Annotated in this window: 24 protein-coding genes; 14 read left to right on the forward strand and 10 right to left on the reverse strand. The window is 57.3% G+C overall.

The window, feature by feature from the left end:
* The first annotated feature begins 162 nt into the window (after window positions 1-162).
* Window positions 163-1,647 (forward strand): hypothetical protein, encoded by a 1,485-nt coding sequence (locus B145_RS0121485; RefSeq protein ID WP_018610117.1) that lies wholly within the window; start codon window positions 163-165, stop codon window positions 1,645-1,647.
* 99 nt (window positions 1,648-1,746) lie between these two features.
* Entirely contained in the window at window positions 1,747-2,265 is a 519-nt protein-coding gene (locus B145_RS0121490; protein ID WP_157288574.1) for a GNAT family N-acetyltransferase, read from the forward strand.
* Between the two features lie 83 nt (window positions 2,266-2,348).
* Here B145_RS0121490 and B145_RS0121495 read toward each other — a convergent pair whose 3' ends face one another.
* The 4 genes from B145_RS0121495 to B145_RS0121510 all read right to left on the reverse strand — a co-directional run bounded on the left by B145_RS0121495 (window position 2,349) and on the right by B145_RS0121510 (window position 7,195).
* On the reverse strand, window positions 2,349-3,728 hold the full coding sequence (locus B145_RS0121495) for a dicarboxylate/amino acid:cation symporter (RefSeq protein ID WP_018610121.1): 1,380 nt from the start codon (window positions 3,726-3,728) through the stop codon (window positions 2,349-2,351).
* Window positions 3,729-3,861: 133 nt separating this feature from the next.
* Window positions 3,862-5,214: a sigma 54-interacting transcriptional regulator gene (locus B145_RS0121500; RefSeq protein WP_018610123.1), complete on the reverse strand. Its 1,353-nt coding sequence runs from the start codon at window positions 5,212-5,214 to the stop codon at window positions 3,862-3,864.
* Window positions 5,211-5,756: a hypothetical protein gene (locus B145_RS0121505; RefSeq protein ID WP_018610130.1), complete on the reverse strand. Its 546-nt coding sequence runs from the start codon at window positions 5,754-5,756 to the stop codon at window positions 5,211-5,213. The genes B145_RS0121500 and B145_RS0121505 overlap by 4 nt, the downstream gene beginning before the upstream one ends.
* Complete coding sequence (locus B145_RS0121510; protein WP_018610132.1) at window positions 5,753-7,195, reverse strand: sensor histidine kinase; 1,443 nt, start codon at window positions 7,193-7,195, stop codon at window positions 5,753-5,755. The genes B145_RS0121505 and B145_RS0121510 overlap by 4 nt, the downstream gene beginning before the upstream one ends.
* Window positions 7,196-7,411: 216 nt before the next feature.
* On the opposite strand from B145_RS0121510, the gene B145_RS28465 reads away from it, so the two are divergent.
* Window positions 7,412-7,573: a hypothetical protein gene (locus B145_RS28465; RefSeq protein ID WP_018610135.1), complete on the forward strand. Its 162-nt coding sequence runs from the start codon at window positions 7,412-7,414 to the stop codon at window positions 7,571-7,573.
* Between the two features lie 48 nt (window positions 7,574-7,621).
* Here B145_RS28465 and B145_RS27825 read toward each other — a convergent pair whose 3' ends face one another.
* The 3 genes from B145_RS27825 to hisC form a co-directional block, all read right to left on the reverse strand.
* Window positions 7,622-9,220, reverse strand: a complete 1,599-nt coding sequence (locus B145_RS27825; protein ID WP_018610140.1) for a methyl-accepting chemotaxis protein — start codon at window positions 9,218-9,220, stop codon at window positions 7,622-7,624.
* A gap of 269 nt (window positions 9,221-9,489) precedes the next feature.
* A complete protein-coding gene (locus tag B145_RS26580) occupies window positions 9,490-10,038 on the reverse strand; it encodes a WG repeat-containing protein (protein WP_018610142.1) in 549 nt (182 codons plus the stop codon).
* A gap of 102 nt (window positions 10,039-10,140) precedes the next feature.
* Entirely contained in the window at window positions 10,141-11,205 is a 1,065-nt protein-coding gene (gene hisC, locus B145_RS0121530; protein WP_018610144.1) for a histidinol-phosphate transaminase, read from the reverse strand.
* Between the two features lie 132 nt (window positions 11,206-11,337).
* Here hisC and hisB point away from each other — a divergent pair, with 132 nt between their 5' ends.
* The 10 genes from hisB to tatC all read left to right on the forward strand — a co-directional run bounded on the left by hisB (window position 11,338) and on the right by tatC (window position 16,974).
* A complete protein-coding gene (hisB, locus tag B145_RS0121535; RefSeq protein ID WP_018610145.1) occupies window positions 11,338-11,925 on the forward strand; it encodes an imidazoleglycerol-phosphate dehydratase HisB in 588 nt (195 codons plus the stop codon).
* 77 nt (window positions 11,926-12,002) lie between these two features.
* Window positions 12,003-12,635 carry an imidazole glycerol phosphate synthase subunit HisH gene (gene hisH, locus B145_RS0121540; RefSeq protein WP_033407901.1) on the forward strand — a complete coding sequence of 211 codons (633 nt, stop codon included), beginning with the start codon at window positions 12,003-12,005 and terminating at the stop codon, window positions 12,633-12,635.
* A 117-nt stretch (window positions 12,636-12,752) separates the two neighbouring features.
* Window positions 12,753-13,502 carry a 1-(5-phosphoribosyl)-5-[(5-phosphoribosylamino)methylideneamino]imidazole-4-carboxamide isomerase gene (hisA, locus tag B145_RS0121545; protein WP_018610148.1) on the forward strand — a complete coding sequence of 250 codons (750 nt, stop codon included), beginning with the start codon at window positions 12,753-12,755 and terminating at the stop codon, window positions 13,500-13,502.
* Window positions 13,503-13,505: 3 nt separating this feature from the next.
* Window positions 13,506-14,264 carry an imidazole glycerol phosphate synthase subunit HisF gene (gene hisF / locus B145_RS0121550; protein WP_018610150.1) on the forward strand — a complete coding sequence of 253 codons (759 nt, stop codon included), beginning with the start codon at window positions 13,506-13,508 and terminating at the stop codon, window positions 14,262-14,264.
* Window positions 14,261-14,656, forward strand: coding sequence for a phosphoribosyl-AMP cyclohydrolase (gene hisI, locus B145_RS0121555; RefSeq protein ID WP_018610152.1), 396 nt, complete (start codon window positions 14,261-14,263; stop codon window positions 14,654-14,656). The genes hisF and hisI overlap by 4 nt, the downstream gene beginning before the upstream one ends.
* A gap of 15 nt (window positions 14,657-14,671) precedes the next feature.
* Window positions 14,672-14,998, forward strand: coding sequence for a phosphoribosyl-ATP diphosphatase (locus B145_RS0121560; RefSeq protein WP_018610154.1), 327 nt, complete (start codon window positions 14,672-14,674; stop codon window positions 14,996-14,998).
* A gap of 11 nt (window positions 14,999-15,009) precedes the next feature.
* Window positions 15,010-15,357, forward strand: coding sequence for a histidine triad nucleotide-binding protein (locus B145_RS0121565; protein WP_018610156.1), 348 nt, complete (start codon window positions 15,010-15,012; stop codon window positions 15,355-15,357).
* Window positions 15,358-15,367: 10 nt separating this feature from the next.
* Window positions 15,368-15,583 carry a Sec-independent protein translocase subunit TatA gene (gene tatA / locus B145_RS0121570; protein ID WP_018610158.1) on the forward strand — a complete coding sequence of 72 codons (216 nt, stop codon included), beginning with the start codon at window positions 15,368-15,370 and terminating at the stop codon, window positions 15,581-15,583.
* Window positions 15,584-15,664: 81 nt separating this feature from the next.
* Entirely contained in the window at window positions 15,665-16,243 is a 579-nt protein-coding gene (tatB, locus tag B145_RS27830; RefSeq protein ID WP_018610159.1) for a Sec-independent protein translocase protein TatB, read from the forward strand.
* A gap of 5 nt (window positions 16,244-16,248) precedes the next feature.
* The gene (gene tatC, locus B145_RS0121580) at window positions 16,249-16,974 is read left to right on the forward strand and encodes a twin-arginine translocase subunit TatC (protein ID WP_018610162.1); all 726 of its coding nucleotides are present in this window, start codon (window positions 16,249-16,251) and stop codon (window positions 16,972-16,974) included.
* Between the two features lie 16 nt (window positions 16,975-16,990).
* Here the strand turns inward: tatC and B145_RS27835 are convergent, their stop codons facing one another.
* The gene (locus tag B145_RS27835) at window positions 16,991-18,679 is read right to left on the reverse strand and encodes a sensor histidine kinase (RefSeq protein WP_169558565.1); all 1,689 of its coding nucleotides are present in this window, start codon (window positions 18,677-18,679) and stop codon (window positions 16,991-16,993) included.
* Between the two features lie 195 nt (window positions 18,680-18,874).
* Between B145_RS27835 and B145_RS0121590 the strand changes: the two genes are divergently transcribed.
* Complete coding sequence (locus B145_RS0121590) at window positions 18,875-19,633, forward strand: hypothetical protein (RefSeq protein ID WP_026259369.1); 759 nt, start codon at window positions 18,875-18,877, stop codon at window positions 19,631-19,633.
* On the opposite strand, the gene rsgA is transcribed toward B145_RS0121590, so the two are convergent.
* The gene (gene rsgA, locus B145_RS0121595; protein ID WP_018610168.1) at window positions 19,634-20,515 is read right to left on the reverse strand and encodes a ribosome small subunit-dependent GTPase A; all 882 of its coding nucleotides are present in this window, start codon (window positions 20,513-20,515) and stop codon (window positions 19,634-19,636) included.
* Window positions 20,512-21,759, reverse strand: coding sequence for a M48 family metallopeptidase (locus tag B145_RS0121600; RefSeq protein WP_018610169.1), 1,248 nt, complete (start codon window positions 21,757-21,759; stop codon window positions 20,512-20,514). Before B145_RS0121600 ends, rsgA begins: the two co-directional genes overlap by 4 nt.
* Window positions 21,760-21,782: the final 23 nt, after the last annotated feature.

The following is a 21,782-nucleotide window of genomic DNA, read 5'->3' on the forward strand; positions in this document are numbered from 1 at the left end:
TATTTCATATTTGTAATGAAATTGTCTCTTTTAATTTTAAATAAATCTTAAATGCTTATCAATTTTTTCTGATAATGCAGCGCGAATGTTTGTAACACCTGCCACACACACTTCGAGGCGCCGATCTCTGGCATACCTTTTTCGGGGGATTTCGAAGTGAGAATGAAATTTAAAATTGTTGCGGTGGTGGCATTGCTGATGGGGTTTGCGCCGCTCTCTCAGGCATGCTCCACATTCGATCTGGTGTGTAAGGCGAGGGAGGCCGCTGCCAAAGCAGCTGCGGAGGCCGAGGCTGCCGCCAAGGCAGCGGCTGCTGCATTCAATACCGCCATGAACGCCACAAAGGGTGCCTTGCAAGCAGAAGGCATGCAGGCTTTGAGTGATACACAAAATCTGGCCGATCCTGATTTGTGGATGACCGCTTATACCGCGACTGCCTTACCCAGGGTGGCGACATACTCCGTCCCGGACGCAGCAGATGCGGCGCATGCGGCTATAGATGAATTTCTGGGAGCCCCGACTGTAGTCGACCCTTTTGGCGCAGCCGCTGGCGGGAAAAAACTGTGGTCCATCACTCAAACAGTCATGGCTAACTGGGGCAAGGCTGGCAGTAGCCTGGAAGCATTCAATCCTACCCGTACCAGCATCGTGAGCAGTGCGGCATATGGCCCGCAGTTGAAGGCTATCCTGCCATTTGCTGTGCCGGATGGGGCTTACTTCTCGTGGTCCGTTGGTACAAAAGTAGTGGCGGATGAAATTGCCATACCGATCCCGACCTCGTTGGGGCTGATGGAGGCCAAGCAGAATACCGCCGTCACGTTTCCGCTGGTATGGGGAGGTGCGAGCACGGTGAATAATGCGCTGGAGAAATACAATGCAGACCGCGTCAACTTCAGCGTCAGCGCGCTGGTAGGTGTCGGGACAAAAAATCCGATCGGAGCGCTCGCTACGAAGCTTGCAAGTGCGGTGGAGGTCACTTTCAATATCAGTTGTGCGGTGACCCGCAGCAGTTGTCAGTTGCGCTATATCAGCCTTGCAATTCCGAAGCTGGAGGTCAAGAAGTCCATGAAGGCTAGCGCAGTCACGGCATTGAAATCATTGAAGACCACCTTGTCAAATCCCCTGGCGAAGTATTCGCCTGCATTGCTACCGGTTCTGGATGGCGCAATTGCCACCAGCGGTGCACTGGTCAATTTCCAAAGCCAGGCTTTTGGCGCCCCCAATAGTACGGCAGCAAATACCGTCAAGACCAGCGTGATTACCAACAGTAAGGCCATGACGGTGGCGAGTAGCAGTGCATCAAAACTGAATGCCGCCAACGCATCGAAGTGGGCATTGACGACTGACTGGCTCGCGGTGAATGAAGTTTCCCTGCAATTGTTCTGGTATAACGATGATGATGCAGCGGGGCTTTTCACACGTGGCTGGACCAAGAAAACGCCCAAGGTCGATATGATCGTTCTGTCTGATACGGCTAAAGTCTATTACGAAGCCAAACTCTCCACCCGCGTGGCGCCAGCCAGCCTTGCGGCAAGCTTCCAGGCACCTGCGGGAGCGACGATTGGCGTTCAGTTCCCGATGACTGATAATGGGCGCAAGGTAAAAGAGAAGCTCAGCGATTATGCTATTTCTGTGACGGGGGATTAAACTACGCCTCTGGGGGGTTGTATTTTTTGAATACGCCCCCAAAAAAATGTGCTGCTAGAGTTGCTTTGAAAGTGAATGGCTATTCATGGGAGCTGTCTTGTGCTGAACGTAAAAGAAACTACAAGCTATCCACGGGGTACGATTAAATCATTGTTGATTCAAGCCTATGCCGATTTTCATCTCGCTTGCCCTGAGTATGAAGATGAGAATCTCGTCAGCTTTTCTGAATGTGATTCAGTGTTTTATGATCACCCGGATATTGGGAAGAGCTGTTCGTTTGTAAGCGAGTTTGATGGTGAATTGTGTGGGATGTGTTGCTGGGACCCGAGAGGTCTCCCTAAAGCAATCATTGGACATAACTGCATCATCCCTCGGTTCAGGGGTAAGGGATTAGGGGTAGCGCAGCTCAATGCTGCCCTGGATATCCTGAAGCAGAAGAAATTTGAAACGGTTGCCGTGTCCACTGGCTTGCTGGATTTTTTTGTGCCAGCACAAAGAATGTATCAGGCAGCAGGTTTCAGGGAGTGTGGTCGGGATGATCTGGACAAGGCTGCCAACAAGTTGCATGCGCTGATCTACTATGAGCTGGATCTGCGGAGATGGAAATCCCTTGAGTAGATGCGTATTCGTTGTGCATCTGATAGAGCGAAAAAAGCCCGACCTGTACAGGCCGGGCTTTGTGCTTTTTGGGATTCCCCAGATTAGCTCCTGGTTGCCAGAGCAGGTTTGGGCTCGGGGGCCTTGTCTTCGATTTCGCCGTCTACCAAGCCTTCCAGCGAGGCGACGGAGTAGGTGCAGAGGATGTCGCCGGTGACGTTGGCCATGGTTTCGAACATGTCCAGAATCGGGTTGATGCCGATGGCCAGTGCGACGATCACGGCGATCTGTGAGGAATCCAGACCGATGCCGCCCAGAATGATGAACAACAACATCAGGCTGCCGCCCGGTACGCCGCCTGTACCAACTGCAGCTAGCACGGTGGTGATGGTCATCAGGGCCATGTCACCGAAGCTGAGGTGGATGCCGAACATGTTGGCGGCCAGAATGGCGAACATGGGCAGGTGGATACACACGCCATCCATGTTGATGGTGGAGCCCAGCGGCAGGGAGAAGCTGGCCAGTTCACGGTTGACCTTGAGGTTTTCTTCAGCCACACGGATCGACACGGGCAGGGTGGCGGCGCTGGAACGGGTGACGAATGCCATCAGCATGGCTTCGCGCGAGGCCTTGATGACCTTGTAGGGGTTCTTGCGCACTACTACTGCGATCAGGATGGGGTAGGCGATGAAGAGCATGCCCAGAATGCCGCAAGCCACGCCAACCAGTACTGTAACGTAGGGCCCGATGATGACGGGGCCATAAACCGAGAAAATCACCATGGCGAGGAAAAACACGCCGATGGGCGAGTAGTTCATCACGAAGTCGATGATCCGGTTGATGGCCAGCATACAGGCGTCAAAGAAGTCGATCACCAGTTGCATCTTGGCGTGCACCTTTTCGTCGTCGGTGGATTCCACAACCAGACGGATGCTGATGCCAAACAGGATGGCGAAGACGATCACACCGAGGAAGTTGCCTTGCGAGAGCGCTGCAAACGGGTTCTGGAAGAAGTCCATGAGGAGCTTTTCCAGAATGTCGACCAGCGATGCAGGGGCTGTGGCGGCGCTGGGCGCCTGGGAGCCGAACTGCTTGACCAGATCCTTCCAGCCTTCCAGCGAGGAGCCGGAGCCGGGATTGACGAAGCGGGCAAGCGTGATCCCCATCATGGCGGCAAATGCCATGGTGGCAAAGTACCAGCCGATGACTTTGCCGCCGGCGCGCCCGAGTTTCTTGAGCGGCAGGGAGGCTGAGCCGCCTACCAGCGAGAAGAAGACGATCGGGATCACGATCATCTTGAGCATGCTGATGAAGACGCTGCCAAAAGGCGAGCAGTAACGCATGGCTTGCTGGACTTCAGCCTTGACGCCATGGGTGACGGACAAGTACCAGAGGAAGCCCCCCACGGCTGCCCCCAGCAGGAATCCGACGATGATGCGGGTGACGAGCGACACCCGCAGATACGCTTTGATCAAATTCATCATGATAGTTAGACGAAAGCCCCGGAAAAACTGTCACTCTACCAAGATTTTGTGCGCTAAAAACGCTGATCTGATCAATTTGCCGCGAACTTTTTGCGTAGTTGAGTGTCGCTTTACTCGTTTTGTGCGATTTTTTTCAGGAGTTTTCCTTGAATGCGCCTGCTTCCAGCTGGTGGCGGGAGAGCAGTCGGTAGAACTCTGTGCGGTTGCGTTTTGCCAGCCGGGCCGCTTGGCTGACGTTGCCCTCGGTGAGTCGCAACAGGCGGATGAGGTATTCGCGCTCGAAGCGGTGGCGAGCTTCTTCAAATGATTCAATCGCTGCGCCATCTCCCTGCAAAGCCCGTTGCACAAGGCTGGCGGGGATGACCGGGGTGGTTGAAAGCGCTACGGTCTGCTCCACCACGTTGAGCAATTGGCGCACATTGCCCGGCCAGGGCGCAGCCACCAGAAGCTCGATCGATTCAGGTGCGAAGGCATTGACTTCGCGCTTGTAGCGGGTAGCGAGCCTCTGCAGGAAGTTTTGTGCCAGAAGAGGGATGTCTTCTCGGCGCTCGGCCAGCGAGGGGATGGCTAGGCTGACCACATTCAGGCGGTAATACAGGTCATCGCGGAAACGCCCTTCGGCCCGCGCTGCGTCCAGGTCGCGGTGGGTAGCGGATATGATGCGCACATCTACGGCGATACTGCGGGTGGCTCCCACCGGGCGTACTTCTCGTTCTTCCAGTACGCGCAGCAGTTTGACCTGTAGCGGGGTGGGCATGTCGCCGATTTCGTCCAGAAACAAGGTACCACCCCGCGCAGCCTGAAACAGCCCATCGTGGTCGCGGTGGGCGCCTGTAAATGCCCCTTTGACGTGACCAAAGAGCTCAGACTCCAGGAGTTGCTCAGGGATGGCACCACAGTTGATGCCAATAAAGGGTTTATCGGCGCGTGGGCTGGCCTTGTGAATGGCCCGGGCGAGTAGTTCCTTGCCCGCACCGCTGGGGCCGGTGATGAATACGCTGACTTCGCTGTCTGCCACCAGCTTGGCTTGTTGCAGAAAGTCTTCCATCACCGCGCTGCGGGTGAGGATCTCGCTGCGCCATGCGGCATTCGTCTGCTTGTCGATGTTGCCACCGGAAACGCCGATGGCGCGTTGAATCTGCTCAACCAGTTCAGCCGCGTCGTAAGGCTTGGTGAGGTAGCCTGAGACGCCACGCCGGGTCGCTTCAATCGCTTCGGGGATGTTGCCGTGGGCTGTCAGCACGATGACTGGCAGCGAGATGTGTTGCTGGCGCACGGCGTCAAACAGCGCCATGCCATCCATGCCGGGCATGCGCAGGTCTGTGACAACAATGTCAGGGCGACAGGACGCCAGCGCTGCCAGCGCGGCTTCGCCACTATCGGCACAGCGGATGTCAAACCCGCTCGCCTTGAGTCGGATGGAGAGCAGGCGGAGCAGGTCAGGGTCGTCGTCGACAAGAAGGACGCGGATGGGAGTGGTGGTCATTTGGTCGTGGGGCGGTCCAGCATTTTGACTTCGATATCGCGGATGGCTTCGAGCTTTTGGCGCATCTGCTCGTTGGCCTGCTGCAACGTTTCGCTGCGCTTTTGTTCATCGCGCAGCTTGGCCTGGCTTGCGCTCAGGGCGTCATCCAGATGACGGTTCTCTTGCAGCAGGGGAAGCAGGAGCTGGGCCAGCGGGTGGTTGCGGCCGCGCCCGTTGGTGTCTCCTGGCGGCACATCCAGCAGATTCAGGGCTCGGCTGCGGTCTCCCAATGGGGAGATGGCGTGGAACAGTGCCAGACGTAAACGGTTGTCTTCGTTGCGGCGGTTGGCGTAGGCCTTTTGCAAGGCTTCGCTCTCCGCACTCAGTTCGGCCACGCTCATCGCTCGTAGCCGGGCGGTGTAGCGGAAGGTTTCAGTCTCCCAGCTCACGCTGCCTTGGGTGGCCGGGTGGAGCAGGCGGGCCGGGTTGGCCGCCGCGCAGCCGCTGGTCATGGAGACCAGTGCCAGGCATAGAACGAAGGAATAGAAGGAAAGCTTGCTCATGATGATTGGGGCATGGAAAGAGGCAATTGGATGCGGGCACAGGTGCCGCATGGATGATTGGGCAATAGCGCAACATCTCCACCATGAGCACCAATGTACTCACGCACGATGGAAAGGCCCAGTCCGCTACCTTTGACTGGACTGCCTGCGGGCGCGGGGCCTTGGACAAATGGCTCGAACATGCGCGGTGCAATCTCGGCAGGTACTCCGGTGCCCTGATCGCAGATCTCTACGACTGCACGGTTGCGTTCGGTTTGGCAGCGCACTGTAATCGTACTGTTTTCCGGGGTGTATTTGATGGCATTGGAGAGCAGATTGTCCAGTGCGACGCGGAGCTTTTCCCGATCCGCCTGAATATGCAGCGGCAGCAGCGCCTGGGTGACACTGATATTGCGTGCCGTCAGCGCGAGCTTTTGGTCTTCGAGTACCTGGAGGATGGTCTTGCTTAAATCCAGTGGCTCCAGGCGCAAGGTGCTGGGTTGAAAGCGGATGCTGCTGTAGTCGAGCAGGTTTTCGATGAGCTTGCGCAGACGCTGGCAGTTGCTGCGCAGAATGCTGACGATCTCGCTCTGTTCCGTATTTAGCGGACCGGCAACCCGGTCGGCCAGCAAGGCGCTGCCTTCCTGCAAGGCGGTCAGTGGTGTTTTGAGTTCATGCGAAACATGGTGCAAGAGCCGCGTCTTCTGCTCATCCAGTTCACGCAGACGTTGGCGCAGCCAATCCAGGCGCTGGCCGAGTGCTACGAAATCCCTTGGACCATCCACATCAATGGGCTTGTCGAACCGCCCCTCGCCCAGCCCACGGATAGCGACCTCCAACTGGCGTACCGGACGGCGGATCAATAGCAGAGTGCCGCCGATGAGCAACAAGCCGACAGGCAGTAAGGCCCAGAGTTGCAGCAGCAGTTGGCGGCGGGCAGAAGCAGAGTCTGCGTAGAGTTTGGTGATATCTCCTTCAATGCTGGCATCGGCGTGGTCCACGATGCGTGCAGTAGTTTCCCCCATCTCTGCAAAACTGGTAATGATGATCTTCTGGCTGGTGACGGGAAGTTCCCCTAGTTGCAGCAGTTGCCATACCTTGGCTTCCGTGCGCTGAAGATTGGTGAGGTCTGCGCGGATCGCCAGCGAGTTGGAATGGGGGCTCAGGTGCGCAATGGTATCCAGCAGGTCCTGACGACGGCGGCGATAGGCGTCCAGGCCAGTCTGGTCGTTGAGCACCAATTGCTGGCGAGCCAGGCGTTCCAGTGCCGTCAGGTGTTCGCGCAGAGCACGGCTGTCGCGGGTGATGGTGGTGGCGCGATTGATGGCGATGGCGCTTTGCTGACCAAGGCGGTCAAGTGAGAAAAACGCGCCTAGCAAGGCAAGTGCCAAGGGAAGAGCTACCAGGGCGAAACCGGCGAGCAAAAGTTTGAGGAAGGAGACAGGGTAGTGAAGACGCATGGCTCAGGGGGAATTGGCGTTGGCCATTGGGCTGTGTTGCGGGGAATAGGTTTCATCAAGGCGACAGAAGGTCGCCTTGGAACGGGGGTGGGGCGTGCGCACGACACTGGTTTGCCGGGGCTTATTACGATTGAATAGGTCGCAGTGCTTGATCACCAGCGCCAAGGCTGGCACAGTGCAGGATTGAGTTTTTCAATCTGCATGGAGATACAAGAAATGTCCCGACTCAGCGCGATTACCCTGTTCATCATTGGCCTGCTCTTGCTGATGAGCAACCTGGGCTGGTTGGGGTTTGTGCATGTAGGGGGGCCGCTGCGGGTATGGTGGCCGCTGATCATGGTGATCATTGGCTTGATCGGCCTGCTGGGCAAGAGCTGATGATAACCCGCCGCCTCGCCATGCAAGGGTGGAGCGGCGGATGCAAGCCTAGACTCGGAAACCGGCAACAACCTGTTTCAGGCTTTCAGCATAGTCGCTGACCTGTTTGGCGCTCTGCGCCACACCCTGCATGGCATGGTCGGATTCATCGACGATGGTGGCAATTTCCTCTACGCGCTGGGCAATGTCCGTGCTGGCTGAGCTTTGTTCGCTGATGGAATTGACGATATCCCCCACCGAACTGACCAGATTGCTGGCGCAGCTTTCCACATCCGAGATGGTTTCCCCTGCATGACGGGCTTCGACAAGCCCCTCGTTGACGCGTTCCACGCCGTTATGCATACGTTCTACGGCTTCCCGTATGCCGGATTGCACCACGCCAATGGTGGAGCTGATTTCGAAGGTGGATTTGGTGGTGCGCTCGGCAAGCTTGCGTACTTCATCGGCCACCACGGCAAACCCGCGCCCTTGTTCGCCCGCACGGGCGGCCTCGATGGCGGCATTGAGGGCCAGCAGGTTGGTTTGATCGGCAATGTCCTTGATGACATTGACAACCGTGTTGATCTTTTCAGACTCCCTGCCGAGTGCTTCAATGGTTTCAGCGGATTGATTGACCGACTCGGAAATCCGGTGCATGCCTTGGGTGAGTGAGCCCATGACGGCACTGCCTTGTTTGGAGAGATCGCCACTGCGGACCGACACGGTACGCACGTCATTGGAATGTTGCGAGACGTGATTGATGCCGACCGTCATCTCCTGCATGGCAGCCGCCATGGCGGATACCACCTCGCTTTGTTCGCCGGAGCGTTTGGCCATGTCCTGTGAGCCCAGCGATAATTCTTCCGCCGCGTCTGCCAGCCCTTGGGCGCTGCTGACGATTTGCTGCACCACTTCCTGCAGGTGGCCGACAAACACGTTGAACCAGCGGGCGACTTCACCGATTTCATCATCATTGCTGACGGTGAGCCGGCGGGTCAGATCCGCCTCGCCACTGGCGATTTCTTCCAATGCCTTGCGTACACGGTTCAAAGGACGGAGCACCACGGTGTTGATGGTGAGCGACAGTATGGTGATCAGGACGATGTTTTGCAGAATAACCTGAGCAATGATCAGCCAGATTGAACGGCTCAGCGCCGCTTCAATCGCTGCACGGGACAGATAGATGTCGACCGAGCCGACCGGCTTCAGGTCATTGCCATCCTTGTATTTGAGTTCAACGGTGGTCTTCTCGCCCTTCAGCGCCGCATCGGGTTTGAGCGGTACCGCTTGGCCGCTGGCATCCCGCATCCTGCCGGTCACAATCTTGTCGTTATTGCGAACGACGATGGCCGACACATTGTTTGCCGACAGTTCCGCATTGAGCAGTGTTTCCGCCTGGGCCAGATCAAGGTTCCACAGCGGGATCGGCAAGCCGGTCTGCAGGCGGCTGGAAAGCGCCTGGGCCTCTGCAACCAAGGCATGCTCCATGTCGCTCTTGGTCGTGAAATAGTTGAAGGAGCCAAATAAAGTGAGCAGGGCTGTTGTTGCTATAACGAAAATGACATTTAAGCGGGTTCGGATGCTTTTATGTACCTTCATTACAGTCCCCTTGTGGCGATTATTGAGGTCGTGATACAGATTCTTGCCCGGCTGTGCTTCGTTTTCCACCTAGCCGCGCACGTTGGCTGGGGAAATTTGATTCTGCTCTGCCCGTTATCGGCGGGGTGGAATTTGCCCTTGAGTCATCTGCCCATAGAGGCTGCTTTCATTCTTGTCATCAACGAGGCTTCACCCTGCCATGAGCAGAGCAGGCCGTACTTGAGCTATAGAACTGAAGCGCTGGGCTGTCCAGCTAAACCCCGGCGCATCCACACCTGTTTGCACTTACATCCGGCAAGACGGGTGGGGGCAGCAGAGGGGGGTATTCAATATCAGTGTTAGGGGGCCGCTTCTTCTGTGGGGTGGTAACGACCTTTGCGGTCGATCCATCCCCATGTGCCACCCGTCATGATGTGGTGTTCGCCGCCATCAATGGCTCGGCTGACGCAGCCATCACAGACAACGGCACGGCCACTCTCAAATGGGAAGGCAAAAGTGTGGGCAGCAGGGATGACGATTTTGAGCGATTTGTCGAAAAAGCCGATCTTGTCGTTTTGCCGGGTACGGGCCAAACCCTGTTCAAAGTAATCCTCGCCGTTATCAAACATGATGGTGGAACGCACCATGCCTTTGCGGTTGACGTAGAAGTAGCCTTGTTCTGTTATGACAAGGGATAAATCGTTCCTGTCATAGCAGAGTTTGCGTGTAACGCGGGGGTGGAGCGTGCCGTCTGCGATGGCGTGTTTTGGGGAGCCTTCCGCATACAGGCTCAGGCAGTTGCGAATTGGCCGGGTTTGCTCAAGGCTGAGGCGGCAAGCCAACTGTGTATCGGCGTGGCAGATTGGGCTGGCAAGCAGAAGTGCAAAACAAAGCAGGGGGCGCATCATGCGTGCTTCATGCAGGCAGAGAATGGTGCCTGAATGCTAACCGATGAGTATGTCAGAGGCTACGCGCCCCCTCGCCTTTTGACGAAGGGGTGCCAGGAGGTATTAATGACCGAGGATTTCCGCCAGTGCGGTGGTCAGCAATTGGCATTCCTCTTCTGTGCCCACGGAGATGCGCAGATGCTGGTCGATGCGTGGCAGCTTGAAGTGGCGCACGATGATGCCGCGCGCACGCAGGGCTTGGGCGAGGGCCAGGCCGTCATGTTGCGGGTGGCAGGCAAAGATGAAATTGGCGGCAGAGGGCAGCACCTCAAAACCGAGTGCCTGCATCCGGCCAACCAGGGCTTCGCGGTTGGCGATCACATGCTGGCGGGTATGCTCGAACCATTCCACGTCATCCATGGCCGCTGCCGCGCCGACGATTGCCAGCCGATCCAACGGGTAGGAGTTGAAGCTGTTCTTCACGCGTTCCAGCGCCTCGATCAGCACCGGGTGGCCGATGGCAAACCCGGCACGTAGCCCGGCCAGCGAGCGGCTCTTGGAAAGGGTGTGGATTACCAGCAGGTTGGGGTAGCGCCGGGTGAGTTGCACGGCGCTTTCACCACCAAAATCGATATACGCCTCGTCGATCACGACAACCGCATCCGGTTTGCCCGCTACCAGACGCTCGATTTCCGCGAGTGGTAACAGGCGGGAGGTGGGGGCGTTTGGGTTGGCGAGGATGACCGCACCGCAGTCACGCGCCAGATAGTCATCGACCTGGATGGCGAAGTCTGCGTCCAATGCCACCGTCTCAAAGGCAATGTCATACAGCCCGCAATAGACGGGGTAGAAGCTGTAGGTGATGTCCGGGAAGAGCAGGGGGCGATCATGCTTGAGCAGCCCCATGAAGGTATGGGCGAGCACTTCGTCCGAGCCATTGCCCACAAAGACGGTGTTGGCCTCTACCTTAAAATGGCGGGCGATGGCCTGCTTGAATAGATCCGAATTCGGGTCAGGGTACAGCCGTAGGGTGTCTCCCGCCTCTGCTGCAATGGCTGCCAAGGCTTTGGGCGAGGGGCCGTAAGGATTTTCGTTGGTGTTGAGTTTGACCAGCTTGGCCAGTTTGGGCTGTTCGCCGGGCACGTAAGGCGTCAGGCGACCAACGAGGTCGCTCCAGTAGATGCTCATTGCAGTTTCTCAGGGCAGCGGATGTTTATCGCAGTTGGCTCGTGGTGCAAAGCCAGACCGATGCTATCATACGTTGTCGCTGCCACACACGGGGTGTGGTGTGTCGGCTTGTCATCTCACCAAGGTTCTGTCATGAGGCAAGTAGAAGTCAGCCGCAACACGTTTGAAACGCAGATCAGTGTGTCTATCAATCTGGATGGCACAGGCGTTTCCAAGCTCTCGACTGGCATCCCCTTCTTTGACCATATGCTCGACCAGATCGCCCGCCACGGGCTGATTGACCTGGACATCCAGGCCAAGGGAGACCTTGAGATCGATGCCCACCATACGGTGGAAGATATCGGCATCACCTTGGGGCAGGCGTTTGCCAAGGCGGTGGGGGACAAGAAAGGTCTGTACCGTTACGGGCATGCCTATGTGCCGCTTGATGAGGCACTCTCCCGCGTGGTGGTGGATCTTTCTGGCCGCCCAGGGATGATTTTCAATATTGAATTTACCCGTGAAAAGATCGGCACCTTCGATACTGAATTGGTGCGCGAATTTTTCCAAGGCTTTGTCAATCATGCTGCCGTCACGCTGCATATCGACAATCTGCGTGGCGTCAATGCACACCACCAGTGCGAGAGCGTGTTCAAGGCATTTGGCCTGGCGCTGCGTGCGGCGGTGGAGCTCAATGCCCGGATTGCAGACAGAATGCCCTCGACCAAGGGTGTACTCTGATATCCTGATCGTGTGGGCGCAGGCACAGTTCGTGCGTCCATGACCTTGTTTTCACGTTTGGCGATTCACCTCTAGAGATGAAAATCGTAGTTGTTGATTACGGGATGGGTAACCTGCGCTCGGTTGCCAAGGCGATTGAAAAGGTCGCCCCCCAGGCAAGTGTTGTAATTTCGTCAGACGCGGCAGTGATTGAATCTGCTGATCGTGTGGTGGTTCCCGGTCAGGGGGCCATGCATGACTGCATGCGCGAATTTCTGGCCCGTGGCCTGCGCGATGCGGTGCATCGGGCCGCACAGACCAAGCCTTTCCTGGGCGTGTGTGTGGGCATGCAGATGCTCTTCGATCATAGCGAAGAGGGCGACACACCGGGGCTGGGATTCATTCCAGGCCGGGTCAGACGCTTTGCCGACGGCATGATCGGGCAGGATGGTAGCCGCCTGAAAGTACCGCACATGGGCTGGAACGAAGTCCATGCCTGCATCGAACACCCCTTGTGGCAAGGCATTGCCCCGGACGCACGCTTCTACTTTGTGCATAGCTACTATTGCCAGCCTGATCACGCGCAGGCAGCAGCGGCTGTTACAGAGTATGGGTCGCGCTTTACCTCTGCGGTGGCCCAAGCTAATATCTTTTCAGTACAGTTCCATCCGGAAAAGAGTGCAGAGGCCGGTTTGCGTCTGCTCTCCAACTTTGTGGGCTGGAAAATCTGAAAGGTGTTATGTGGCAGGCTGCGCACACAATGCGTGGCCGTGAGATTGACCCCGATTCTGATACCCCAATATCCTTTGCGACCTTGATCGCCCAATCAATATCTCAACATCATTATCATGCTGCTGATTCCTGCTATTGACCTCAAAGACGGCCACTGTGTACGCCTGCGTCAGGGCGATATGGACGATGCCACCGTTTTCTCCGAAGACCCGGGGGCCATGGCCCGGATCTGGCTCGACAAGGGCGCACGCCGCCTGCATCTGGTCGACCTGAACGGCGCCATTGCTGGCAAACCGAAGAATGAAGCTGTCATCAAGGCGATTCTTGCCGAGGTGGATGGCGAGATCCCCGTGCAGTTAGGCGGGGGGATTCGTGATCTGGATACCATTGAACGTTACCTGGACCATGGTATTTCCTACATCATTATCGGTACGGCTGCGGTGAAGAACCCCGGCTTCCTGCATGATGCCTGCAGCGCCTTTCCCGGCCACATCATCGTCGGCCTGGATGCCAAGGATGGCAAGGTGGCTGTGGATGGTTGGTCCAAGCTGACCGGCCATGATGTGGTCGACTTGGCCAAGAAGTTTGAAGACTACGGCGTGGAGTCGGTCATCTACACCGATATTGGTCGTGATGGCATGCTCAGTGGGGTGAATATCGATGCGACCGTGGCGCTGGCACGTGCCTTGCGCATCCCGGTGATCGCCAGTGGCGGCATCACCAACCTGGCGGATATCGATGCACTGTGCGCCGTTGAGCACGAAGGCATCATGGGGGCGATTACCGGTCGCGCTATCTACGAAGGCTCGCTGGATTTTGAAGCCGCCCAGGCACGTGCCGACGAACTCAATGGTGAGACCGCCTGACCTATGCTCGCAAAACGCATCATCCCCTGCCTGGACGTGACTGCCGGGCGCGTGGTCAAGGGTGTCAACTTCCTTGAATTGCGCGATGCGGGCGATCCAGTCGAGATTGCCCGCCGTTACGACGATCAGGGGGCCGATGAACTGACCTTCCTGGATATCACCGCCAGTTCAGATGAGCGGGACATCATCCTGCACATTGTCGAGCAGGTCGCCAATCAGGTTTTCATCCCGCTTACCGTGGGCGGAGGGGTGCGTAGCGTGGCGGACGTGCGCCGCCTGCTCAATGCTGGGGCGGACAAGGTCAGCATCAACAGTGCAGCGGTGAGCAACCCCGAACTGGTGGCAGAAGCCTCCGGCAAGGTGGGCAACCAGTGCATCGTGGTGGCCATTGATGCTAAGCAGACCGAACCCGGCAAGTGGGGCGTGTTTACTCACGGCGGGCGTAAGCCCACCGGGCTGGATGCCATTGAGTGGGCCCAGCGCGTGGAAAAGCTTGGTGCGGGCGAGATCCTGCTGACCAGTATGGATCGGGATGGCACCAAGATTGGTTTTGATCTGGCGTTGACTCGTGCGATTTCAGACGCAGTGAATATCCCGGTGATTGCCAGCGGTGGTGTGGGCAATCTGCAACACCTGACCGATGGTGTGATTGAAGGCCGCGCTGATGCGGTGCTGGCGGCAAGCATCTTCCATTATGGCGAGCATACCGTGCGCGAAGCCAAGGAATACATGCGTGCGCGTGGGGTTGAGGTACGACTGTGAGCGCTTCCTGGTTGAACAAGGTCCATTGGGATGAGCAGGGCTTGGTGCCTGCCATTGCGCAGGACGCCCAGACGGGCGAGGTGCTGATGTTTGCGTGGATGAACCGCGAGGCATTGGAACTGACTGCCACCCGCATGGAGGCGGTATACTGGTCGCGTTCGCGTCGCAAGCTCTGGCATAAGGGTGAAGAGTCCGGCCATACCCAGAAGGTGCGTGAGATCCGTATCGATTGCGATGCCGATGTCGTGCTGCTCAAAATTGAGCAGATCGGTGGGATTGCCTGCCACACTGGGCGCAGGAGCTGCTTTTTCTCGCGTCTGGATGCGGATGCTGGCTGGGTGGAGGTTGATCCTGTGCTCAAAGACCCGGCCGAGATTTACCGCAAGCCTTGAACAAGGGAATACCCAATGATTGATTCAGAAGTATTGCAACGCCTATGCGCCACGTTGGAGCAGCGCAAATCGGCCGCGCCAGAATCCTCTTACGTCTCCAGCCTGTATGCCAAGGGGACGGATGCAATCTGCAAAAAAGTGGCTGAAGAGGCTGCTGAAACGATCATGGCTGCCAAGGATGGTGAGCTGCGGCATATTGTGTACGAAGTCACCGATCTGTGGTTCCATTCTTTGATCCTGTTGAGCCACTTCGGCCTGTCGGTGGATGATGTGCTGGGTGAGTTGCACCGTCGTGAAGGCATCTCCGGCATTGAAGAGAAGAAGTCCCGCGCCAAGTCTTGAAAGAATCTGTCATGAGTGATTGTATTTTCTGCAAGATTGCCCAGGGAGTAATCCCGAGTGCCAAAGTTTATGAAGATGATGAGATTCTGGCATTCAAGGACATTCACCCCCAGGCTCCGGTCCATTTCCTGATTATTCCTAAGCGCCATATCGATTCTTTGGCCGAGGTGCAGGCAGACGACGTGCCATTGCTCGGGCGCATGCTGGCCTTGGCCCCCCGTTTGGCGGCTGACCTAGGCTTGAAAGAGGGTTTTCGCACTATCATCAATACTGGTCGTGTTGGTGGGCAGGAGGTGTATCATTTACACATCCACGTGGTCGGTGGAGAATTCCCGTTGCCAGCCATGCTGAAACATTGAGGAGAAACATATGGGTGGTCTAAGTCTTTGGCACTGGCTGATTGTGCTGGTGGTTGTGATGATGGTGTTTGGTACCAAGAAGCTGCGCAACCTGGGTGAAGACCTGGGCGCCGCAGTCAAGGGCTTCAAGCAGGGCATCAAGGATGGTGCCGACGACAAGTCTGCCCCGCCGCAGGTTGCAAACAACCAGACGGTGGATGGTCAGATCCACGAGAAGAAGGATTGAGTGCGCCCCGTGCGCTATTCCGTCCGGCCAGGGGGCGCCATGTTTGCGCCCCTTTTGTTTTCTGCCTTTTGCTGAGCAAACATGTTTGATGTTGGATTCTCCGAGCTGGTTGTAATCGGCGTTGTCGCCCTGGTGGTGTTCGGGCCTGAGGACTTGCCTCGTGTGGCGCGCACGGTCGGCCACCTGTTGGGCAAATTCCGGCGTTATGTGGCCGATGTGAAGTCAGAGATCGCTCAGGAGATGGAGGCGGCTGACCTCAAGCGTCTGTATGACGATGTTCAGTCTTCTGCCCAAAGCCTGCAATCCTCTGTGCAGGACCATGCACATGCCTTGCAGGCCGAGTTGCAAGGTAGCGTGGAAGAGGTGCGGCAGGAACTGACGCAAACCTTGGAACCCGCCCCCGCGCAGGAAGAAGGCGAAGCCGCCAAACAGATTTCCGCCCCTGTCGAAGACGCCTCGGTACCGTTAGTGACTCAGGAAGGTGGGCCGGAAACGGACCTGCCGGAACGGGACATCCATACCCTGGATCTTTTTGCCGAACCCCCGGCAACGGATGAAGCCGCCGAGGCCGCCCGTTCTTCGGCCGTTGAAGACAAAGATGATAACCAGCTTGATCTGTTCGGCATGCCTGTCGAACTCGCCAAGCCTGCCAAGGAATAAACCGCGTGGATCAGCAGGATACTTTCATCTCGCATCTGGTTGAGTTGCGTAGCCGCCTTGTGCGTGCGCTGGCCGCCGTGCTGCTGGTATTTATCTGTCTCGTGTGGTGGGCAAAGGATCTGTATGCCTTGCTGGCGGCCCCCCTGTTGTCGGTGCTGCCCCAGAACGGCAAAATGATTGCCACCGACGTGGTGGGGGTATTCATGGTCCCGATGAAAGTGACTGCCTGGGTGTCGCTACTCATCACCTTGCCCTATGTGCTCTACCAGGCTTGGGCCTTTGTGGCACCAGGGCTGTATGCGCATGAGAAGCGACTGGCTTTGCCGGTGCTGGTGGCCAGCGTCATCCTGTTTGTGCTGGGGATGGCATTCGCTTATTTTGTATTTTTCCCGTCCATGTTCCAGGTGATGGCCAAATTCACCCCGGAAGGCGTGGCCTGGATGACCGACATCGACAAATACCTAAGTTTTGTGATGGGGATGTTCCTGGCCTTTGGCGCCACCTTTGAAGTGCCCGTGGTGGTTGTGTTGCTGGTGGCAATGGGCGTGGTATCGGTGGAGCGTTTTGTGGCATGGCGCCGTTACATTATCGTCGGTGCTTTTGTCGTGGCCGCCGTACTGACCCCGCCGGATGTCACCTCGCAACTTATGCTGGCCTTCCCGATGTGCTTGCTCTTTGAAACGGGCTTGTTAGTCGCCCGGATCATCGAGAAGAAAAAGCGCGTCAACTGATAGTGCATCGGAAGGCTTAAGCTGCCGACGCTTCCTGATATTGTTTCAGGTTGCGTGGATGCTTGAAGGGGTATCGCGCAAGCTTGGGATTGCTCTCCGCAGGTGTAGCCAGCCTGGCGGTGAACCAGAACGTGGCCCCGCTGCCTAGCGAGGTATCTACGCCTACCGATCCGCCCATGGCTTCAGCCAGCAATTTGACGATCGCCAGCCCCAGGCCGGTGCCACTACGGCGCTGGGCATCGGCAGAGGCAACCTGCACAAAGGGCTCCCAGAGCAGGTGGATCTTGTCTGGATCAATGCCGATACCGGTATCGGTTACAGAGAATACCGTGTATTCGCCAGTGTACATGACTTCAACCAGCACACACCCCTGATCTGTATAGCGGATGGCATTGCTGACCAGATTGGTGAGCACCTGCATCAGTCGCGGGCCGTCACCCATAACCCGGTCGGGGAGTGCAGGGTCGATCCGGAAGCTGAGTTCCAGCTTTTTGCCGTGAGCAATTTCCTCCTGCAGACCAATGACATCGTCGACCAGTTGGCGCGGATCGAACTCCGCGATGCGCAACTCAAACTTGTTGGCGTCGATCTTGGAGAACTCCAGCACATCATTGATGATGCCCAGTAGCCAGCGCCCGGCACGTTCTAGATTGTTGGCATAACGACGCTGGCGATCATTCAGCTGGGTGCTGAGCATCAGTTCATTCATGCTCAGGATGGCATGCATGGGGGTGCGCAGATCGTGGCTCATGGCAGCCATGAATTCGGTTTTGCTGCGCGCAGCCCGATCTGAATCTTCCTTGGCCCGGAGCAGTTCCTGCTCACGTTGTTGGATTTCGTCGAGCAGACTGTTGACGCCTTGTAACATCGCACCAATCTCATCATCGCGCTTTTCAGGTTCGGCGCGCACCGAGTAATCGCCCGGATTGGTGTGGATATGCTCGATGACCTGCATCAGGCGTTTGATGGGACGCATGACAAAGTAGTTCAGCATCAAGGTCAGCGCAGCCAGACCACAGATGGCGACGCCCAGACTGACAAGCAGCATGGAGCGTTGCAGCAATTGCAGTCGGTCATCCACGTGATGCTGGGAAAAGCCGACGACAATCTGGGCCGCCAGATCGCCATCGGGGGCGTAGAGGGGCTCCATGACGTAGTAATGCTGATTGCTATCCGGGAAAAGATTCAGCCTGCCTCGCAGCGGTGGAGGCGTGAGCCGTTGTAGTGTGATGTGCTTGCCGATTACATCCAGATTGCTATGGGATAGGACTGTACCGTCGGGGGAGATGATTGTGACATAATCAATATCTGGGTCGGCTTGCTTGGCCTCGGCGCATTGAGTTTCAAAACCATTGATGGTGTTGATGGGAAAGCCCAGGCTGGTTATGCGTTGCACACGCAGGGCCAGCCCCTTGGCAATGGTCATGGACCTCGATTGAAGCGTTTCAATATAGACGTTGCTGTAGTAGGCCGAATTCAGCCAAGTGATACAGGCACAGATGGTGATGATGACGAGGCCGGTAATCAGGATGATCTTGCTGCGCAAACCAGGGAAGGGCGCTTCCCTGGGTGAGGAAACAGAGCCGTAGTCTGGGAGATGAGCTTGGCCGCCAGTTGTTGTTGGTAGCCCTGCTTTGCGCTTTTTCTGCGCAAAGGAAAGCAGGGCAATGCCAAAACTTAGTGTGCGGCCCAGGCCGTGTTTCACGAACATGCACTCCTGTGGGTGTTTTTGGAAACGTGCTTAAACGTTTCAAGGGTCGCAGTGTATGCCTGCGCAAACGCTTCCATGCCCTGCCCAAAAGGGCCGGCTTGGCAATCTGCGCGGGCAAAGATCTGCGAAGGCGCATCCTTGCTGTTTTTGCGGCAAAATGGCGCACTATTCGATTTTTTATACTTTGCCATGTCCAAGACCTTACCTCTGCCACAAGATGTTTTTGCTGATATTGCTGACCGTGAGGTTCAACTTCAGGCCGCCCGCCTGGTACAAGAAGCCTTTGGCGCCGCTGTGCGTCTGGGTAACGAGGCCGAAGGCCAGCCCATGGAGATGGCGCTGGTTCGCTTGGCGGACCGGCTGCGCGAGTGGTCGGGTATGAGCACCACCGAAGGCACGCACCTGCGTCTGGCATTGCTCATGCACGGTCTGGATCAGTGGGGGCTTGCCTACGCCAAGGGTTTTGGCGCCCATATTCTGCAAGGCGTGTCGATGCTACTTGCGGATCTGCGTGGCGGGCTGGATCTATCGTCTGAAGGCATCTGCCAGCGCTATCTGGATGAATTGCATCAGGACGAAGCTTGTGCGCTGGACTTCAAGATTGCCATGCGCCGCGAATTGCATCTGTCACTCTGGCACAGCATGATTGCTGCGGAGCGCCGTGAGCAAGGCGATGTCATCCTCAACCTGCTGGGCGGTTTGCTGCTGGCTCTGCCCAAGGCAATGCCCACATTGGGTTGGCGTCTGGTGGCCGATACCCTGGCATCAATCCAGATCCGCTGCCTGCAGCATGGCCTGGCAGCCAGCGGTCAGGAGCAGGAATTGACGGAAGCGCTGTTTGCCGGGCTGACCCATAATCTGCCTGACGAGCACAACCGTACCGTGTTTGCCCATGCCGCCCAGGCGGTGCGAGATTGGCAGGACGCCCGACGTTCCACCCAGCATTGATCAGTACATTGCCTTTTTGACCAGATGTTCATTGATCAGCTGGCATAGCGTGTCGTAGCGGCGTGGGTGCATGCGCCCGTCCTCTACGGCAGCCCGGATGGCACAATCCGGCTCCTTGAGGTGGCGGCAGTCCCGGAAGCGACATTGGCCGTGCAGGGGGCGGATTTCCGGGAAGCCCGCTTCAATATCATCCCGGCTCAGGTGCGCAAGGCCAAAGGTTTGCAAGCCGGGGCTATCAATCAAGGCTCCCTCGCCGGGGAGCACATACAATCGCGCGTGCGTGGTGGTGTGCTTGCCCGAATCCAGCACCTCTGAGATTTCGCGGGTACGGGCTTCCGCATCCGGCACTAGGGCATTGGTGAGTGTTGATTTGCCCATCCCGGATTGTCCCACGAAGAGGCTGGTATGGTTTTGCAGGCGGGCCAACAGCGCGCTGACATCCTGCTTGGCGCTCAACTCCATCACCTCATGCCCGGCAGCCTGAAGCGGGGCGAGCAGGGCATGCGCAACCCCGAGCTGGGCAGTGAGGTCGCACTTGTTGAGCACAATCAGCGAGGCGATATCCTGTGCCTCCGCCGCACACAGACAGCGTGAAACCAGATCGTCGCTAAAGCCCGGCTCGGTGGCGACCACTACGACCACCTGGGTGACGTTGGCCGCGATCAACTTCTCTTTCCACTGGTCTGCGCGGTAAAAAAGGCTCTTTCTCGGCAGGATCTTGTTGATCACCCCCTGGTCCGGGCTGCTCAGTTGTACTTCAACCTGATCCCCACAGGCGATTTCGCTTTTCTTGGCGCGGGTGTAACACAGCGCCTCGCTAGCGTCTGCCAGACGCACCATGTATTGGCGGCCAAACGCCGCGATGACGACACCCGTACTCATGCTGAGCGCAGATGGCCGATGCGGATGGCCGCAGGCGGGTGGGAGTCGTAGAACAGCGAATGGATGGGGTCTGGCGTCAGGGTAGAAGCGTTGTCCCGATACAGCTTGGCAAGGGCAGACACCAGATCGCCGGCCTGCGCGTGGGCCACTGCGTAAGCATCCGCCTGGAATTCATGTTTGCGGGACCAGAAACTCATCAAGGGCGTGAAAGGGAAGAGCACCACGGGCAGCACGGTGGAGAACAGAATCAGCGCAAGTGCTTCACTATGGGCCTGTACGCCCAGGCCGGTGTAGAAGGCACCCTGCTGACTCAGCCAGCCCAGGCAGGCCAGCAGCGCCAGGGAGATGAGGGCAAACACAGCCACCCGTTGCCAGAGGTGATGATGCTTGAAGTGCCCCAGTTCGTGGGCCAGCACGGCTTCCACTTCCTCAGGCGAAAGAGTGGCGAGCAGGGTATCGAAGAAAACGATGCGCTTGCCCGCACCAAAACCGGTGAAGTAAGCGTTGCCATGGCCGCTGCGCTTGGAGCCATCCATTACGAACAAGCCTTTGGATTTGAAGCCACAGCGCCCCAGCAGGCCATTGATGCGGGCAGCCAGCGCCTCGTCCTTGAGGGGCTCGAATTTGTTGAACAGAGGCGCGATGAAGAGAGGGTAGATCACCATGGCCGCGAGGTTGAAGCCAATCAGCACCGCCCAGGTCCATACCCACCAGCCAGTACCCATGCTGCGCATCAGCCATAGGATCAACCACAGCAGCGGTGCGCCGATTACAGCGGAGAGCAGCGCGCTCTTGATTGTGTCCTTCACCATGATGGCGACGGTGGTCTTGTTGAAGCCAAAACGCTCTTCCAGCACGAAGGTGGAGTACAACGAACCGGGCAATTCCCAGATAAAGCCCACCACGCTCAAAGCGCCAAACATCAACACCCCATGCCACAGGTTATTCGGGTTGATGACATGGCCCAGCGCCTCATGCAGCAACTGCAAGCCCCCGCCAAGTGTGAGCAGGAGCAGCCAGATGACGCCCCAGAGCAGATCAACACGCCCAAATTGCCCCTTGGCCAGGGTGTAATCGGCAGCCTTCTGGTGTGCAGCTAGCTCAATGCTGCCTGCAAACGGCGCGGGAACAGCCGCGCGGTGTACCCGGACGTGGGCACTCTGGCGGAAATTGAGCCATAAGCGGATAGCCGCGCTGAAGGCGATGGCAGCGAGGAATAGGGTGGTGATCAGGGATGCAGTCATTGATTGGGTGCCGTATGGGGCGA

The organism is Uliginosibacterium gangwonense DSM 18521 (assembly GCF_000373965.1).
GTDB classification, from domain to species: Bacteria; Pseudomonadota; Gammaproteobacteria; order Burkholderiales; family Rhodocyclaceae; genus Uliginosibacterium; species Uliginosibacterium gangwonense.

What these genes read in the sequence shown, in the direction of transcription:
- B145_RS0121510 (WP_018610132.1), bottom strand. Translation starts at nt 7,195, where the DNA reads ATGCGTCTTCACTACCCTGTCTCCTTCCTCAAACTTTTGCTCGCCGGT.
- B145_RS0121505 (WP_018610130.1), bottom strand. Translation starts at nt 5,756, where the DNA reads ATGAGCAAGCTTTCCTTCTATTCCTTCGTTCTATGCCTGGCACTGGTC.
- B145_RS28465 (WP_018610135.1), top strand. Translation starts at nt 7,412, where the DNA reads ATGTCCCGACTCAGCGCGATTACCCTGTTCATCATTGGCCTGCTCTTG.
- B145_RS0121495 (WP_018610121.1), bottom strand. Translation starts at nt 3,728, where the DNA reads ATGATGAATTTGATCAAAGCGTATCTGCGGGTGTCGCTCGTCACCCGC.
- hisB (WP_018610145.1), top strand. Translation starts at nt 11,338, where the DNA reads ATGAGGCAAGTAGAAGTCAGCCGCAACACGTTTGAAACGCAGATCAGT.
- B145_RS0121565 (WP_018610156.1), top strand. Translation starts at nt 15,010, where the DNA reads ATGAGTGATTGTATTTTCTGCAAGATTGCCCAGGGAGTAATCCCGAGT.
- B145_RS0121500 (WP_018610123.1), bottom strand. Translation starts at nt 5,214, where the DNA reads ATGACCACCACTCCCATCCGCGTCCTTCTTGTCGACGACGACCCTGAC.
- hisC (WP_018610144.1), bottom strand. Translation starts at nt 11,205, where the DNA reads ATGAGCATCTACTGGAGCGACCTCGTTGGTCGCCTGACGCCTTACGTG.
- B145_RS0121485 (WP_018610117.1), top strand. Translation starts at nt 163, where the DNA reads ATGAAATTTAAAATTGTTGCGGTGGTGGCATTGCTGATGGGGTTTGCG.
- B145_RS0121600 (WP_018610169.1), bottom strand. Translation starts at nt 21,759, where the DNA reads ATGACTGCATCCCTGATCACCACCCTATTCCTCGCTGCCATCGCCTTC.
- tatA (WP_018610158.1), top strand. Translation starts at nt 15,368, where the DNA reads ATGGGTGGTCTAAGTCTTTGGCACTGGCTGATTGTGCTGGTGGTTGTG.
- B145_RS26580 (WP_018610142.1), bottom strand. Translation starts at nt 10,038, where the DNA reads ATGATGCGCCCCCTGCTTTGTTTTGCACTTCTGCTTGCCAGCCCAATC.
- hisF (WP_018610150.1), top strand. Translation starts at nt 13,506, where the DNA reads ATGCTCGCAAAACGCATCATCCCCTGCCTGGACGTGACTGCCGGGCGC.
- rsgA (WP_018610168.1), bottom strand. Translation starts at nt 20,515, where the DNA reads ATGAGTACGGGTGTCGTCATCGCGGCGTTTGGCCGCCAATACATGGTG.
- hisH (WP_033407901.1), top strand. Translation starts at nt 12,003, where the DNA reads ATGAAAATCGTAGTTGTTGATTACGGGATGGGTAACCTGCGCTCGGTT.
- tatB (WP_018610159.1), top strand. Translation starts at nt 15,665, where the DNA reads ATGTTTGATGTTGGATTCTCCGAGCTGGTTGTAATCGGCGTTGTCGCC.
- B145_RS0121590 (WP_026259369.1), top strand. Translation starts at nt 18,875, where the DNA reads ATGTCCAAGACCTTACCTCTGCCACAAGATGTTTTTGCTGATATTGCT.
- hisA (WP_018610148.1), top strand. Translation starts at nt 12,753, where the DNA reads ATGCTGCTGATTCCTGCTATTGACCTCAAAGACGGCCACTGTGTACGC.
- B145_RS0121560 (WP_018610154.1), top strand. Translation starts at nt 14,672, where the DNA reads ATGATTGATTCAGAAGTATTGCAACGCCTATGCGCCACGTTGGAGCAG.